The 13,750-nt window shown below is 35.8% G+C and carries 10 protein-coding genes and 1 tRNA gene; all 11 read right to left on the bottom strand.

Annotated features, from left to right (window positions below; all coding sequences use genetic code 11):
- Positions 1-454: 454 nt before the first annotated feature.
- The 11 genes from ADU73_RS08430 to ADU73_RS08380 all read right to left on the bottom strand — a co-directional run bounded on the left by ADU73_RS08430 (position 455) and on the right by ADU73_RS08380 (position 13,748).
- Positions 455-3,121 carry an ATP-binding protein gene (locus tag ADU73_RS08430; RefSeq protein WP_046871727.1) on the bottom strand — a complete coding sequence of 889 codons (2,667 nt, stop codon included), beginning with the start codon at positions 3,119-3,121 and terminating at the stop codon, positions 455-457.
- A complete protein-coding gene (locus tag ADU73_RS08425; protein ID WP_046871726.1) occupies positions 3,102-4,322 on the bottom strand; it encodes a metallophosphoesterase family protein in 1,221 nt (406 codons plus the stop codon). The genes ADU73_RS08430 and ADU73_RS08425 overlap by 20 nt, the downstream gene beginning before the upstream one ends.
- Positions 4,323-4,422: 100 nt before the next feature.
- On the bottom strand, positions 4,423-4,767 hold the full coding sequence (locus ADU73_RS08420) for a YlbF/YmcA family competence regulator (protein ID WP_062913387.1): 345 nt from the start codon (positions 4,765-4,767) through the stop codon (positions 4,423-4,425).
- A gap of 80 nt (positions 4,768-4,847) precedes the next feature.
- Positions 4,848-6,995, bottom strand: a complete 2,148-nt coding sequence (locus ADU73_RS08415) for a PBP1A family penicillin-binding protein (protein WP_062913386.1) — start codon at positions 6,993-6,995, stop codon at positions 4,848-4,850.
- A 159-nt stretch (positions 6,996-7,154) separates the two neighbouring features.
- Entirely contained in the window at positions 7,155-7,619 is a 465-nt protein-coding gene (locus tag ADU73_RS08410) for an arginine repressor (RefSeq protein WP_046871723.1), read from the bottom strand.
- Between the two features lie 88 nt (positions 7,620-7,707).
- Positions 7,708-8,382, bottom strand: coding sequence for a Crp/Fnr family transcriptional regulator (locus ADU73_RS08405; RefSeq protein WP_062913385.1), 675 nt, complete (start codon positions 8,380-8,382; stop codon positions 7,708-7,710).
- Between the two features lie 113 nt (positions 8,383-8,495).
- Positions 8,496-9,617 carry an aminotransferase gene (locus ADU73_RS08400; RefSeq protein WP_062913384.1) on the bottom strand — a complete coding sequence of 374 codons (1,122 nt, stop codon included), beginning with the start codon at positions 9,615-9,617 and terminating at the stop codon, positions 8,496-8,498.
- Positions 9,618-9,968: 351 nt separating this feature from the next.
- Positions 9,969-10,631: an EAL domain-containing protein gene (locus ADU73_RS08395; protein WP_226996031.1), complete on the bottom strand. Its 663-nt coding sequence runs from the start codon at positions 10,629-10,631 to the stop codon at positions 9,969-9,971.
- Between the two features lie 283 nt (positions 10,632-10,914).
- Positions 10,915-12,603 carry an arginine--tRNA ligase gene (argS, locus tag ADU73_RS08390; protein WP_046871720.1) on the bottom strand — a complete coding sequence of 563 codons (1,689 nt, stop codon included), beginning with the start codon at positions 12,601-12,603 and terminating at the stop codon, positions 10,915-10,917.
- A 267-nt stretch (positions 12,604-12,870) separates the two neighbouring features.
- A tRNA-Gly gene (locus ADU73_RS08385) sits at positions 12,871-12,941 on the bottom strand.
- Positions 12,942-13,040: 99 nt separating this feature from the next.
- The gene (locus ADU73_RS08380; protein ID WP_046871719.1) at positions 13,041-13,748 is read right to left on the bottom strand and encodes an aspartate/glutamate racemase family protein; all 708 of its coding nucleotides are present in this window, start codon (positions 13,746-13,748) and stop codon (positions 13,041-13,043) included.
- Positions 13,749-13,750 lie beyond the last annotated feature (2 nt).

Raw genomic sequence — 13,750 nt, 5'->3', positions numbered from 1 at the left:
GCATTCGCAAAATCTCTTTTTCAAAACGGATGTCCATCCTCTCTAAACACTTAAGCGTTAAGTCGGACTGGCTCCTTTTCAAGTTATATGTGTATTTTGCATCCGCAAAATTCCTTTTTCAAAACGGATGTCCATCCTCTCTAAACGCTTAAGCGTTAAGTCGGACTGGCTCCTTTTCAAGTTATATGTGTATTTTGCATCCGCAAAATTCCTTTTTCAAAACGGATGTCCATCCTCTCTAAACGCTTAAGCGTTAAGTCGGACTGGCTCCTTTTCAAGTTATATGTGTATTTTGCATTCGCAAAATTCCTTTTTCAAAACGGATGTCCATCCTCTCTAAACGCTTAAGCGTTAAGTCGGACTGGCTCCTTTTCAAGTTATATGTGTATTTTGCATTCGCAAAATCTTCTTTTCAAAACGGATGTCCATCTTTTCTAAATGCTTACTGGCCTTCTCATTTAAGATAAATCACTTGGCTATTTGACGTTGGATTGGTCAATTGCGTCTCAGTTGAGAAATAAATAACCTGATGGTTTTGGCTGATTTTGCTCAGCAAATTCATGACATTTTGTTTTCTGGTTGCATCAAAATTAACGAAACCATCATCAATAATAATCGGAAGGTCGACTAAATCCGTCATAACTTCAACAAATGCTAAGCGAATTGCCACATAAAGCTGTTCAGCCGTTCCTTGTGATAACTCACCTACATCAAATGCCTGATTATTGGTATCAAATACAACAATTGTCCCATCATTAAAACTAATCTTATTGTACCGTTTATTCGTTAACAATGAAAAATATTGTTCAGCAAACTTTATAATCTTCGGTAATCGACCCTGACTAGCAACCGACAGGGTTTCATCAATCCATTGAGCTGCCAGTTTGGTCGTCAACCATTCACGCGTTTGTGCTAAAATTTCAGCCTCTAAATTGGCCAACTCCTGCTGTAAATTAGAATAAGTATCATCATCTGCCAGTTGCTGTAATTTTGTATTCAAAACAGTTTTCTGTTCGATCAAAGTCTCTTGTTCCTTACGAAGCTTTTCTAAACTCTGTGTTTGAGCTGTCAGCTCATCTTGAATCTGCTCTTTATTCTCAAATTGCGACAGTTCTTTCAAAGTTGAGGAATTTAATTGTTGTTTTAATTTAGAAATCTTTTCTTGATTACTTTCTTGCTCATATTGTTTTTCTCTAGCAATTTGAAAGCTTTCCCAATTGTTTAATCCTGCTTCTTTTAATTTTGAATCCACATTATGTTGGATTTCTTCTTTTTGAGCAGTCACCTTTTTAAAACGGTTCTGATAATAAGCTAAATCTTGACGGATCTTAAGAACATCTTGTTGTTCTTGATCCATTTTTTGAAAATAATTGTTTAAATTTTGAATTTTTTCTTGTGTATCTCCTGTTAACACGACCCAATCAGATAAAAGCTTACTCTTATCCAAAAACTCACTAATTTGTTTTTGTGCTTTAACAATTTGTTCCTTACCTGTTTTTTGTTTTTGAGTTAACAATTCAAACCGTTTCAAATAATTTTGCAAGGCTGGCCACGTTTGCGGGTCTGAATTAGAAATCCCTTTTTGCTTACCGATCGCAGTCAACTTTTTAGCAATCGTTTGCTGTTGTTTTGAAATATCTTCCAATTGCGTATTTAGATCACTCAATTTAGCATGTAAATCCATATTCGCTGATGAATGAGTTTTAGTTTGATTGTCCGTACCTGGTCGCATAAAGTAACGAATCCCAATACAAACCAATCCTAGTAATGCTAACCCAATTTTGAGCCCAATTCCCATACTAAATAACCAAGGAATTATTATTAAAATAACTCCAACACCCGTGAGTACATTTTGCAACCCTCGTTTTTGCGTCGGTTGAGTTGTTGGGCGTCTCGAATTACTTTCTTCCAACAGTCGATTTTGAATGTGCACAATTTGATCTTGCACCGCTTGTTTTTGATTCTCAAGCTTTGATTTCTGATCCAGATTTGTTTGAACCTGATTCATTTCATCATCTGTAAATGAATTTGGTATCGTTTCACCTACAATTAATTGAGAACTAATTTTTATTTTTTCCTGTTCAATTTCATTAACTTGCTGCTTCAAGTCTTCAACCTGATTGAGTAAACTTTGGCTGTCTCCTAACTCGTCCCGTAAGGTTGTCACTTCTTCTTGGTGTTGATCAAAAAAGACGACCCGTGGATTAGATTTTAGGCTCTCCATCAATTCAGAGATTTTTGTTTTCACATCTGTAGCGGTTTGTTTAATTTCATTCAACTGTTGATTCAATTTTTCCAAGTCTTGAATCTTATCTGTCGAGATAGTCGAATTACCCTGATTATCTCTTTTAATCAAATTTTGTAGTTGTTGATAAATTGACCAACCACTTAAATTTCGTTTTAGTTGCTCTAGTTTGTCCTGACTATCTTTAATCTGAGCACTTAATTTAGTAAGCTTTTTCTGTGCTTCATTCTCAGCTTCTGTTTTCTGACGATATTCCCCAATTTCCTGTGAGGCTTCTTGCACATTTTGCTCCAATTTTTGATGCTTTTTAAGTAATTTGTTCAAAGGCCGTACGCGTCCCTTGGGTGCATATATCTTATCTGCACTTTTTTCGAAACTACTTTGTAAACTAATCCATTGGTCACTACCAACAGCACCAATTTTTAGAACTCGTTTTCGAAATTCATCCCGTTCCAGCTGACGGATTTCTGTTAGTTCAGTTTGACTAAAACTAAACATTTCATTGAATAATGTTTCATCGACAGAGCCCAGTAAAGTTGCCAAAACATCATTAGAAAGGACCTCTTGTGTTGCAACATCCGTAACAGTTAATTTACCACCACTCTTCCCTTTCACTCGCGTAAGCAAATAACGTGTTCCTTGATGCTCAACTAAAAGTTCTCCTCCATATTTAGACCCATCTTTAGGCTCGTAACGTAAATATCGGTCTGCGCCACGCTTTGTTCGAAATCCAAATAAGATACTTAAAATAAATTGTCGTAATGTGGATTTCCCAGCTTCATTAGGCCCAGAAAAGTAAGTAAGATTTTGAGAAAGGTCAAACTTCTGGTCTTGCCATTTTCCAAATCCATAGATATTAATCTTCAGTATTTTCATCATTTTGCTCCTCAGGCCCACCATTTTTAAGCAACAGAGTTTCAACCGAATCTTGAAGCTGATCATCTTGCTGCAAGGCTTCTGCAATAAAAGGTTGGTTCAGTAAGCTTCCTGCGAGTTGGTTGACATTGTCTTCAGTAAATACCCTTTTTTGGCTAGTTTTCCAAAATTCCTTGTCAATTGCATTCAGTTGAAAAGCCTCTTGATTTGGGATTGGTGTAATCTCATAGACCCAGGTTTTACTTTTACCTAGTAGTTTTTGCTGAATCACTTCCAATAAACTATCGTCTTCAATTCGCGTTAATACTGAATTTGCTAGTACTTGAATATTTTCAATTTTGATATTGATAAATTTAGGTTTGTTGCTAGATAATTCTTCAATTTGGTGAAAAATAGTTGCACCTAAATGATCAAAGCTTTCTCCCTCTTTAGCTTTAGTTATCATCGTTTGCCAATCCACAACGGAAGCTTCCACAAACTTAGGTTTTAATTCATGGCCTTCGCTCGAGACTAAATAGAATCCTTTCGTTCCTGCTTCATTTTTGTGCCGACCTTGTAAATTCCCTGGGTAAATTATAGCCGGATTTTCATTTAAGACTTGCCGTTTGTGGATATGCCCTAATGCCCAATAATCATAGTGGAATTTTAGCAATTCGTTTTTAGAAAATGGCGCATAATTTGCTTCAGGTGCATTCAAACTATCCATGCTCCCATGTACAGTTCCAATTTCAAAGTCGGTTTGAGTTCGTGCAGGAAATTTGGCTACCATATCTTCTTTAACAGCTTGCTTATCATAACTAAATCCCACAATTGTCACGGTCGTCCCGTCATGTAAAGTCAGTTTTTTTGCCTCTGGCTGAGCCGGAAATACATAAACATTATCTGGATAATGAATAATTTCAGTGTTTTCATTTAAGTAATCATGATTCCCGTAACTTAAGTAAACTGGGATTTGTTTTTTATTTAGTCGTTCAAATTGTTCATTCAAAAAAAGATCAGCCTGTATACTATGTTGCACACGATCATAAACATCTCCAACAATCAAAACAAAATCCACGTTTTCTTCAATCGCAGTGCTAACCATATTTTTAAATGCATCATAAGTAGATTTGTGAATTTCTTGCCAAATTTGATCTGGGGCTTTCCGTAATCCTTGAAAAGGACTATCCAAATGAATATCCGCTGCATGAATAAATTTCATAAAAATCTTCCTCGATTCATAAAAAAAGGGTAGAACAAATCATTCATTTGCACTAACCCTGTCTGTATTAAAAATACGCATTTCTTTAATTTTATAATCTTTAATCGTGATATAAATCCTGAACTGGCTTGGTTATAATCTGATTAATATCATTTAGAAGCTGATTCAATGCCCGTTCTTTATCCATCAGGCTCTTAATGACATCAACGTCGCCAACTTGGGAAGCAATCTCACGTGCATGAGACATCTCATCATCGCTCATTTCTTCACCATTCATTTGTTTCTGCTGTAAATTTACTTGAACTTCTTGAAAATCTTTAAAAAGATCATATGTCTTTTGATCCTTTTTCATTTCCGTATATGCTGCAACTAAGTTTTTATATTCAGTTGTTTCACGAAGTTCTTCTTCCATTTTGTTCGCGGTATCATAAATATTAACAGCCATTGTCTTCCTCCTAGATGTTTCACTTTTATACTGACATTGTATCATACCAAACCACTTTTGATACCCGCATTTGCCGAAGTTTATTGTCCAATAAAGTTTTTAGCCTTATCTAACCACTCATTTGCCTTTTGCTTCATAGAATCAGTTCCTTGAGAGAAATTCTTTTCGGCACTAGATGTGCCATTTTTAATTGAATCCCATAAATTAGATGATCCAGAGTTTTCACCCGATGCTAAACTCGAAGCGTTGCTTGTGCCAAATTCCGTACCAGGTGTATTGGGCAAAATGCTTTCCATCTCGGATTTAAAGAGCGTCCCTAAACCAACGCCACTCAAATTTTCCAAGTGATTAGTTTTAGTTGTGTCATCAAAACCTTCCCAAGTTGCGACGACCATATCCGGTGTATAACCAACCATCCATTCATCGCCAGTCGCATCACTACTTGAAGCCCCATCAACCTCGGTACTTCCAGTTTTCCCGGCAATTGTGTAATTGGCTGGTTTAGCACTTGCTCCAGTTCCGTAAGAATCACTATATACGCCAATCATCATGCTAGTCATTTCTTTTGCCACTTTTTTAGAAATAACCCTTTTTTTCTGCGGTGTATTATTAACAACTGTTTTACCAGAGGAATCAACAATTTTCCGAATAAACCCAGTTTGCGCTAATTCCCCATTATTGGCAAAGGCCGTGTATGCACTAGCTAATTGATAAGGAGAAATACCGGTGGTTAAGCCTCCTAATGCAAGTGCTAAATTTTTATCACTTTTATTCAAGTTTAAACCAAAGTTTTCAGCCGAATCATAGCCCTTAGAAACCCCAATTTTATTTAGTAACCAAACTGCTGGCGCATTACGACTTTCGGCTAATGCTTTATACATAGGGATTGTTCCGTCATATTGATCATTATAATTTGCAGGCCGATATTTATTTGTGCCATAAGATTTCAACTTATCTTGTAACGTTGAATCATATGAATAGCCACTGCTGAGAGCCGGTGCATAGGCAACAATTGGTTTTAGAGTTGATCCAGGTTGTCGCTTAATTTGAGTAGCACGATTAAATCCCCGGAAAACATGTTTTTCTCGACCACCAACAACTGCGGAAACCCCACCAGTTTTGGGATTAATTGCAATTGAAGCTGCCTGGACCTTACTTCCATCAGATGCATTAGACGGAAAATAACTAGGATCTTTAAACTGCTCTTGCATATTCGTTTGATCTGATTGATTGAGATACGTATAAATCTTATAGCCACGATTCATAATGTCAGACTCTGTCAATCCATAACGACTAATTGCTTCACTAATAACGGCATCAAAATAATATGGATATTTATAATCACTTGTATCCGTATACGCGTTAGATGTTACAAGTGCAGTATTTTGATAAGCTTTTGCCTGAGAATCTGATAACTTATTATTATCAGCCATTAATCCTAAAACAACATTTCGCCGTTGCTTAGAAGCCGCTGGATGATCATCTGGATTGTAAGCACTAGGCGATGTTAGCATTCCTGCCAAAACAGCTCCCTGTGGTACTGTTAACTCACTTGCAGAAACGCCAAAGTAACGTTCTGCAGCATCTTGAACACCCCAAATACCATTTCCAAAATACGCATTATTCAAATACATTTCTAGAATCTCGGACTTTGTATAAACATTTTCCACCTCAATGGAAAGGAATAGTTCACGTGCCTTTCGTGTGAAGGTCTGTTGTTGAGATAAGAATGCATTCTTTACCAATTGCTGCGTTAATGTACTTCCTCCACCACTAATATAATTTTTTCGCATTACTTTATTCATTGCATAAAGTAATGCCGCTCTGCCGATTCCTTTCACAGAGAACCCATATTCTTTATAGAAATTACGGTCCTCAGTAGAAATTACCGCATTTTGAACATTAATCGAAATTTTGTTTAGTCCAACCCACGTCCCTTTTTGAGAATACAAAGAACCTGCCTTATTATTTTTAGCATCATAAACGACGGTCGTCTTCTCTAATGCATTTTTAAGATTACCTACATTTGCAGTCTTAGCTTCGTAGGTAAGGTAGCCACTCATAATCAGAAAAAAGGTTAAAAATATAACAATTAACCAGCGAGTAACTTGGAATCTTTTCCAATACCGTTTTATAAAAGCATGCGATCGATGCCAATACGGAGCCAAAAAATGACCGATCCTTTTTAATCCCGATTTTAGTGAAGAGAAAAACTTATTTGTTTGCATAAAAAATCTCCATATTAATTAAGTAATAGGTGTATTGTATCATATTTATCTTAATCCCTTTAAATGCACTATGAGACTTAAAGTACCCTTAAAAATTGGATCTCAAATACATTAAAATAGAGCAAAAACCGAGGAAAATCAGTCTTTGCTCTATTCGTTTTATTTTTCTGCATCAGGTAAGTACTTTGATAAGCGCTGATTTAATTGTAACGCTAGTTCTTCATTGGGGCTAAAAACCACAATCGTATCAAACCCTGCTAAAGTACCAACGATTTCTGGCATTTTTGTATCATCAAAAACAGCAGCTAAGCGATTTCCATCATTTGAAGCAGTTTTAATGATGTTTACAAATTGAATTTGATCAATTTGCAATGCTGTTTGTTTAAACGTATGAAAAAGTAAGCTAGTTGGATCTTCAGTAGACGAATGAAAAATCATGTAGCGTTGGACGCCTTGATCATCCGCAGACTTAACAATGTGCATTTCTCGCATGTCACGAGAAATTGTGGCCTGAGTGGCAATCACACCACGTTGCTTTAACAAGCCCATTAAATCATCTTGTTTAGCTACTAATTGATTAGAAATAAGATCTGTAATAATCTTTTGCCGTTCACTTTTTTTCATAATCGCACTTCACTTCCGTATTAACTAGCTTAAGTATAGCAAACATCAAAACTGCAAAACAAGTTGTTCTTCCTTTGGTAGGAAATTTTTAAACGAAAAAATACTTATCTTTATAAAGAATTTTACCATCATCAACTAACCCCTTAACAGCAGCACTTGTTGTTTTTCGATTAAGACCACAAAACTTAGCAAGATCACTAATTGTAATGGGAAATGGGATTTGACATTCGTCAACTATTCTTGAATTATCTAAAAACCATTCATTAATTAAACCTAGGTTTTGTTCAACCTGATCCTTTGCAGTCGAACTAGTTCTTATTTGAAGAAATGTTTCGTTTTCTTTCACGGCTTCATCAAACTGTTTCAATATTCTAGATTGAAACTTGTTATTTGAACACAATAATTTATTGAACAATTTTCTAGGAATATACACGACTTCGGCGTCAGTTAAAGCCGTCGCCGTATAATAGTAAGAAGTGTCAGTCTGCGTCCCTCTCAAAGGAAATACCATGTCGGGACAAATAAACGTCATAAAAGATGAGTCATGATAAATATCAACAGACTCCGCCTTTAGAAATCCTTCTTTCAAAAAGAAAGTATAATAGCGTTTCTCATATTGTTCAAATAAATGCTGACCTTTTCGTACCTTTTTACCTTGCATACTATTAAACACTTCGGCGAGCTCTAATTTACTAAGTACCTTACACTCATGAGTATGGGCGATATGTCGTTCGTAATTGCCTTTATTCCTGGGATCAATCATCATAAACCTCTTTCATATCAATTATAATGGTTACCATTATCCCAGAATTGGTTATGAAAGCAAGTAGTAGTTTTACCTAATAACTCTGTAGTTTTGATACTTAAGTCTGTAATTTATTGACACTGTTTCAAAAACTCATTCAATCTTTGTAATCCATTTTTTAACGTCTCTGTATCTGTGCAGTATCCCACTCTAGCATGGCCGGGCATATCGAACCGATTTCCTGGAACCAGCAAAACGCCAGTATCATCTAATAATTTTTGACAAAAGGTTTCGTCATCCATTTTAATATTAAGTTTAATACAAGCCGTTGAAACCTGCTCAGGCATAATAATGTCAACTTTTTCTTGAGAATCCACCCACTTTCGCAAAATTTCATGATTTCGCTTAACTAATTTTTTATTTCTTGCCAAAATTGCTTGCCGATTTCGTAAAGTAATGCAAGCTAATGTGTCATTAACTACTCCACCAGAAATCATTGTGTAATCTCGATATTTTCTGAATACATCTGCTAATTTTGCTGATTGGGTTGCAATCCAGCCAATTCTTAATCCAGGAACTGAGTATGTCTTAGAAAGGCTATTTACAGAAATTCCTTGTTCATAAAGATCTGCAATTGACGGAAACTGATCAACTTTATCTACTGGCTGATAAACTTCGTCTGCCAATATGTATGCACCTACTTCTCTTGCCAACGCCACAACTTGTTTTAATAATGGCTTTTTGAGGAGGCTGCCTGTTGGATTTTGTGCATTATTTAAACAAATCATTTTTGTCTTTGGTGAAATAAGCTGTTTTAATTGTTCAATATCTGGTTGCCAATTTAGATCCTCACGAAGGCCCCAATTATCAACCTTCACCCCTAATGATTTAGGAATGTCATATAGTTGCTGATAACTTGGATACAAGGAAATGATCTGATCTCCTGGATTTAACAGACTGAATAGCGCCAAAAAATTGCCACCAGTTGCCCCATTCGTTTGTAAAACATTCTTGCTATCGACTCGTAAATATAACTCGGAAACTAATTGTTTAAACTCAGGTGATCCTTCAATCCACCCATAATTTAGTTTCGTATTTAAATATTTCGTGATTTGTTCGGTTGGATTTTGGCTGTCAAACTTTAGTAATTCCCCCAATGTCAGTGAACTAATCGTGCTTTGTGAGATATCAAATTGAGCCGATTTTTCATTTTCATTCAACCATTCTTCAACCCCAAAACCTTTGATTTCCATATTTGTCTCCTCCCAAATTTCATTCGGCTCAATCGTTTCTCAACAAAACTATTATATCAGCCCTGAAATTTCCATGTTGCCCAGATTACCCATTCAAAAGGGGTAATCTGGCACACTTAAGTTATTCTGTTTATTTTTGTATGCTTTTCTTCCTAATGTCAGGATTTACCACCATATTTTTTGATAAATCATTATTTTGGAAATTAAATTTTTTCTTTCGCATCATTTAATTTCTTTTACCAGTATATCATTCACAATCTAGGCGTATGATCCCAATTTGAAATTATGATTAAACTCTGAAAAAAAACTCGTTCATAAATGAACGAGTCTAATCGATATATACTATAGTTTTTAGTAAAACTTCTGTGGACGATCATATAAATATCCTTGTCCATAATCAACAGCCAATTGACGCGCAATAACCAAATCCTCTTCGGTCTCGATTCCCCCAAGCACAAACTTTTTTCCTAAGAAATTCGCTAATTCTTGCCAAAAATAAAGTTTGTTATAAGCGGTTTCAATCTCTGTTTGAAAGTTCTGTAAAGCAAACTTTAATTCCGTTACAAAAGGTAATAATGGCCTCAAAAGCTCAAATTGATTAACCCCTGAACCGACATCATCAAGACTAAGGGCAACACCTTTACTTGTGAGATACATTGCGGATCTTAACAGTTCAACATCCATAATCATTTTTGTGTTATCACGTTCTGTTAACTCTACTGTTAAGCCATAATCCGGCAATTTTTCATGAACATTAATTATTGCATCTAACATTTTACGATCTACAAATTGATCATGATCTAAATTAATCATAATTCGAGATTTGGATGGTAAGTGTTCCATGGCTTCTGCCACAAGCCCTGAAAAAAGTTCTGGTGTTAGGATGCTGAAATCAGCTGGAACCCGCCATTCATCATCTACAAACTCACGTAAGAGCAATTCATACCCGTCCACCATGCCGTACTGAAGATCATAACAAGCTTGACGCAACATTCGATATTTTTTGATTTCCAATTCTTCATATCTCCTATTAATCTTTAAGTCTTAATCCAAGCAAATTCAAAAATAAACTAACAACTCTAATTTAATCACACTCAATATCCCAATAAATAATAATACTTAATTTTCACACACATATCACTACTCGGCAAATAAAAGTCAACACAGTGTTCATTATAGCGCAATACTAAAATTTATTGAACAAATTAATGCTTACTTTTTCAATGTGTTCTGTGAACAGATAATCAATGAACTGTCAAAAAGCAAGCAAAATTCAATGAATTTTGCTTGCTTTTTCTTACATTTCTTCTGGTGACTGAACGCCTAATAAGTTTAAAGAACTCTTTAAAACAATACTTACACTCTTAACAAGTGCCAACCGTGCATTCAATTGATCATCTTTTACCAATACTTTTGAATTTGCATAGTATTGATTAAATGATTTTGCTAAATGCAGTGAATATTTTGCAATAATTGATGGTTCATACTCTTTAACTGCACGTAGAATCGTATCAGGGAAGTTTTGCAATTGTTTTAATGTATCCCAAGCATTCGGATCAGCCAGTTTTAAACCATCCACAGTTACCTGATGGTCTGTCTTGCGTAAAATACTTTCCGCTCGTGCTCGGGTGTATTGAACATACGGACCTGTTTCTCCTTCAAAACGAACTACTTCGTTTAAATCAAAATCAAACGAGTTCATTCGTTCATTCTTAAGATCATGGAAAATGACCGCACCCACGCCGACTTCATGCGCCACTTCATCTGCATTGGCTAAATCTGGATTTTTTGCTTGAATTTGCTGTTTTGCTAAATCAATTGCATCATCTAGCACTTTATCCAAAAGAACTACCCGACCAGAGCGGGTTGATAACTTTTTTCCATTTAAAGTAATTAAACCAAATGGAATATGATGAATATCATCTGACCAATCAAAACCCATCTCTTTCAAAACGGCTTTTAATTGTTTAAAATGATTAATTTGTTCGGCCCCAACTACATATAAAGACTGAGAAAAATCATAAGTCCGTTTTCGATAAATGGCCGCTGCTAAATCACGCGTAATGTATAGCGTTGCACCATCAGTCTTTTTAATCAGTGCCGGATTTAAGTTGTACTTATCCAAATCAACAATTTCAGCACCTTGACTCTCTTTTAGAAGATGTTTATCTTCTAAAATCTGGACAACCTCATCCATTTTGTCATTGTAGAAAGCTTCGCCCTTGTATGAATCAAAAGTAATTCCTAACTTATCATAAATATGTTTAAAGGAATCAAGAGAAACGGAGCGGAACCATTGCCAAAGCTTAGTGGCCTCTTCATCGCCATCTTCCAGTTTTTTAAACCATTTACGCGCCTCGTCATCAAGTTCAGGATGCTCTTTGTCTTCTTTATGAAAACGCACATAATACTCCAACAACTTATTAATTGGATCAGCCTTAACTGCTTCTTCACTGCCCCAAAGTTTATAAGCTTCAATCAATTTACCAAATTGAGTGCCCCAATCTCCTAAATGATTGATTTTTACTGGCTGATATCCGGTTTTGGCCAGTAAGTTAGCTAGTGCATTGCCAATCACAGTTGAACGTAAATGACCCATTGAAATTGGTTTAGCAATGTTTGGTGATGACATGTCAATTGGCACTTTACCATTATTACCAACAGTAGCATCCCCAAAATGATCTTTTTCAGTCAAAACCGTCTGCAAAGTTTCTAAGCTAAATTTACTCTTATCTAAAAAGAAGTTTACATAAGGACCAGCGGCTTCTACCTTTTCATAATTTTCCTGATTAATATTTTTAACTAAATCAGCAGCAATCATCTGTGGTGCTTTGTGTAACGTTTTAGCCAATATAAACGCGGGAAAGGCAAAGTCTCCCATTTTGCTTGTCTTAGGTACTTCAACTTTTTCATAAACAACTTGTTCTTCAAGCTGCCCATCAAGTGCTGAAACAATACTTTGTGCAACCTGTTTTTTATAATCCATTTTGTATCCTCCTATTTTATCTATAAACCATTCTAAATTTCACAAAAATGCTAATCCTCTTTAAAAAGTTCCGTATTAAAAAAGTCTCTTACAAATAAACATTGTAAGAGACGAGTTCACCCGCGGTACCACTCTAATTGATTTTAAAAATCCACTCAATTTCTTTAATTGTTATCATAAAAACACGTTCCTCGAAATTTCTTATTCGGCTCACACCATTCCGAACTCGCTTGGAAGAAACTGATCAAGTACTACTCTTTTATGGAAAGCGGGCAACGGGAATCGGACCCGCGACGCAAGCTTGGGAAGCTTGAATTTTACCACTAAACTATGCCCGCAAATACAAAAATAAGTATAGCATATCGGGTCATTTTTGTCATGGCTGTTTTATCTATCCACACCCAAACAGCCCATGCTTACCTACTTCGTTTTTAAATTTATTTTCGTAATTTGGTTGCTAATTCAATCGATTTATCTACTAAAATTGATTGCGAATCTGCAATTGGAAACGTTAATTCAGGTGCCATTTCTTGAGCATATGACAATTCTGTACATCCTAAAATAACAACTTCAGCATTTTGTTCTTTAACCATCTTTTTGACAATTGTATGAAACAGGTCACCATCTACTTTATTTTGATTTTTTATATCATCAAAAATTAACTGAGTAGTTAGCCGTTGAATCTCTTCTGTGGGCTTAATAACTTCCAAGTTTTGCCGCTTTAACTCTCGATCATAAATGCCATCTGTTGTGGTTCCCTTTGTTCCGATGACACCAATTCTTTTTGCAGTTGGATATTTTTCTTTTATATCGTTAACCGTTTCTCGAGGCATATGAACAATCGGAATTTCCGTAGCCGCCTGCAAATCCTCATAAAAATAATGAGCGGTATTACATGCAATTACAAAAAAGCTCGGCTTCAGCATACTTTGCTGCTTAATATCTTCTAACAAATCAGGCAACGGACTTGGTTGTGAATGATCCATTAAAAAAGTTGAACGATCAGGTACCGTCGCATGATTCACCAAAATGTAATTAAAATACTCCTGATCACAATGAGCAGGTGTTCGCTTATTCAACAAACGTAAATAACTCTCGGTTGCTGGTGTCCCCATTCCGCCAATAATCGTAAAGAAATCTTTCATTT

It is taken from the genome of Pediococcus damnosus (assembly GCF_001611155.1).
In the GTDB taxonomy this organism is placed as follows: domain Bacteria; phylum Bacillota; class Bacilli; order Lactobacillales; family Lactobacillaceae; genus Pediococcus; species Pediococcus damnosus.
This window is presented reverse-complemented; position numbering and strand designations above follow the sequence as displayed.

Excerpts from the sequence above, each read along its gene's own strand:
- ADU73_RS08430 (WP_046871727.1), bottom strand. The coding sequence starts at position 3,121 with ATGAAAATACTGAAGATTAATATCTATGGATTTGGAAAATGGCAAGAC.
- ADU73_RS08425 (WP_046871726.1), bottom strand. The coding sequence starts at position 4,322 with ATGAAATTTATTCATGCAGCGGATATTCATTTGGATAGTCCTTTTCAA.
- ADU73_RS08420 (WP_062913387.1), bottom strand. The coding sequence starts at position 4,767 with ATGGCTGTTAATATTTATGATACCGCGAACAAAATGGAAGAAGAACTT.
- ADU73_RS08415 (WP_062913386.1), bottom strand. The coding sequence starts at position 6,995 with ATGCAAACAAATAAGTTTTTCTCTTCACTAAAATCGGGATTAAAAAGG.
- ADU73_RS08410 (WP_046871723.1), bottom strand. The coding sequence starts at position 7,619 with ATGAAAAAAAGTGAACGGCAAAAGATTATTACAGATCTTATTTCTAAT.
- ADU73_RS08405 (WP_062913385.1), bottom strand. The coding sequence starts at position 8,382 with ATGATTGATCCCAGGAATAAAGGCAATTACGAACGACATATCGCCCAT.
- ADU73_RS08400 (WP_062913384.1), bottom strand. The coding sequence starts at position 9,617 with ATGGAAATCAAAGGTTTTGGGGTTGAAGAATGGTTGAATGAAAATGAA.
- argS (WP_046871720.1), bottom strand. The coding sequence starts at position 12,603 with ATGGATTATAAAAAACAGGTTGCACAAAGTATTGTTTCAGCACTTGAT.
- ADU73_RS08380 (WP_046871719.1), bottom strand. The coding sequence starts at position 13,748 with ATGAAAGATTTCTTTACGATTATTGGCGGAATGGGGACACCAGCAACC.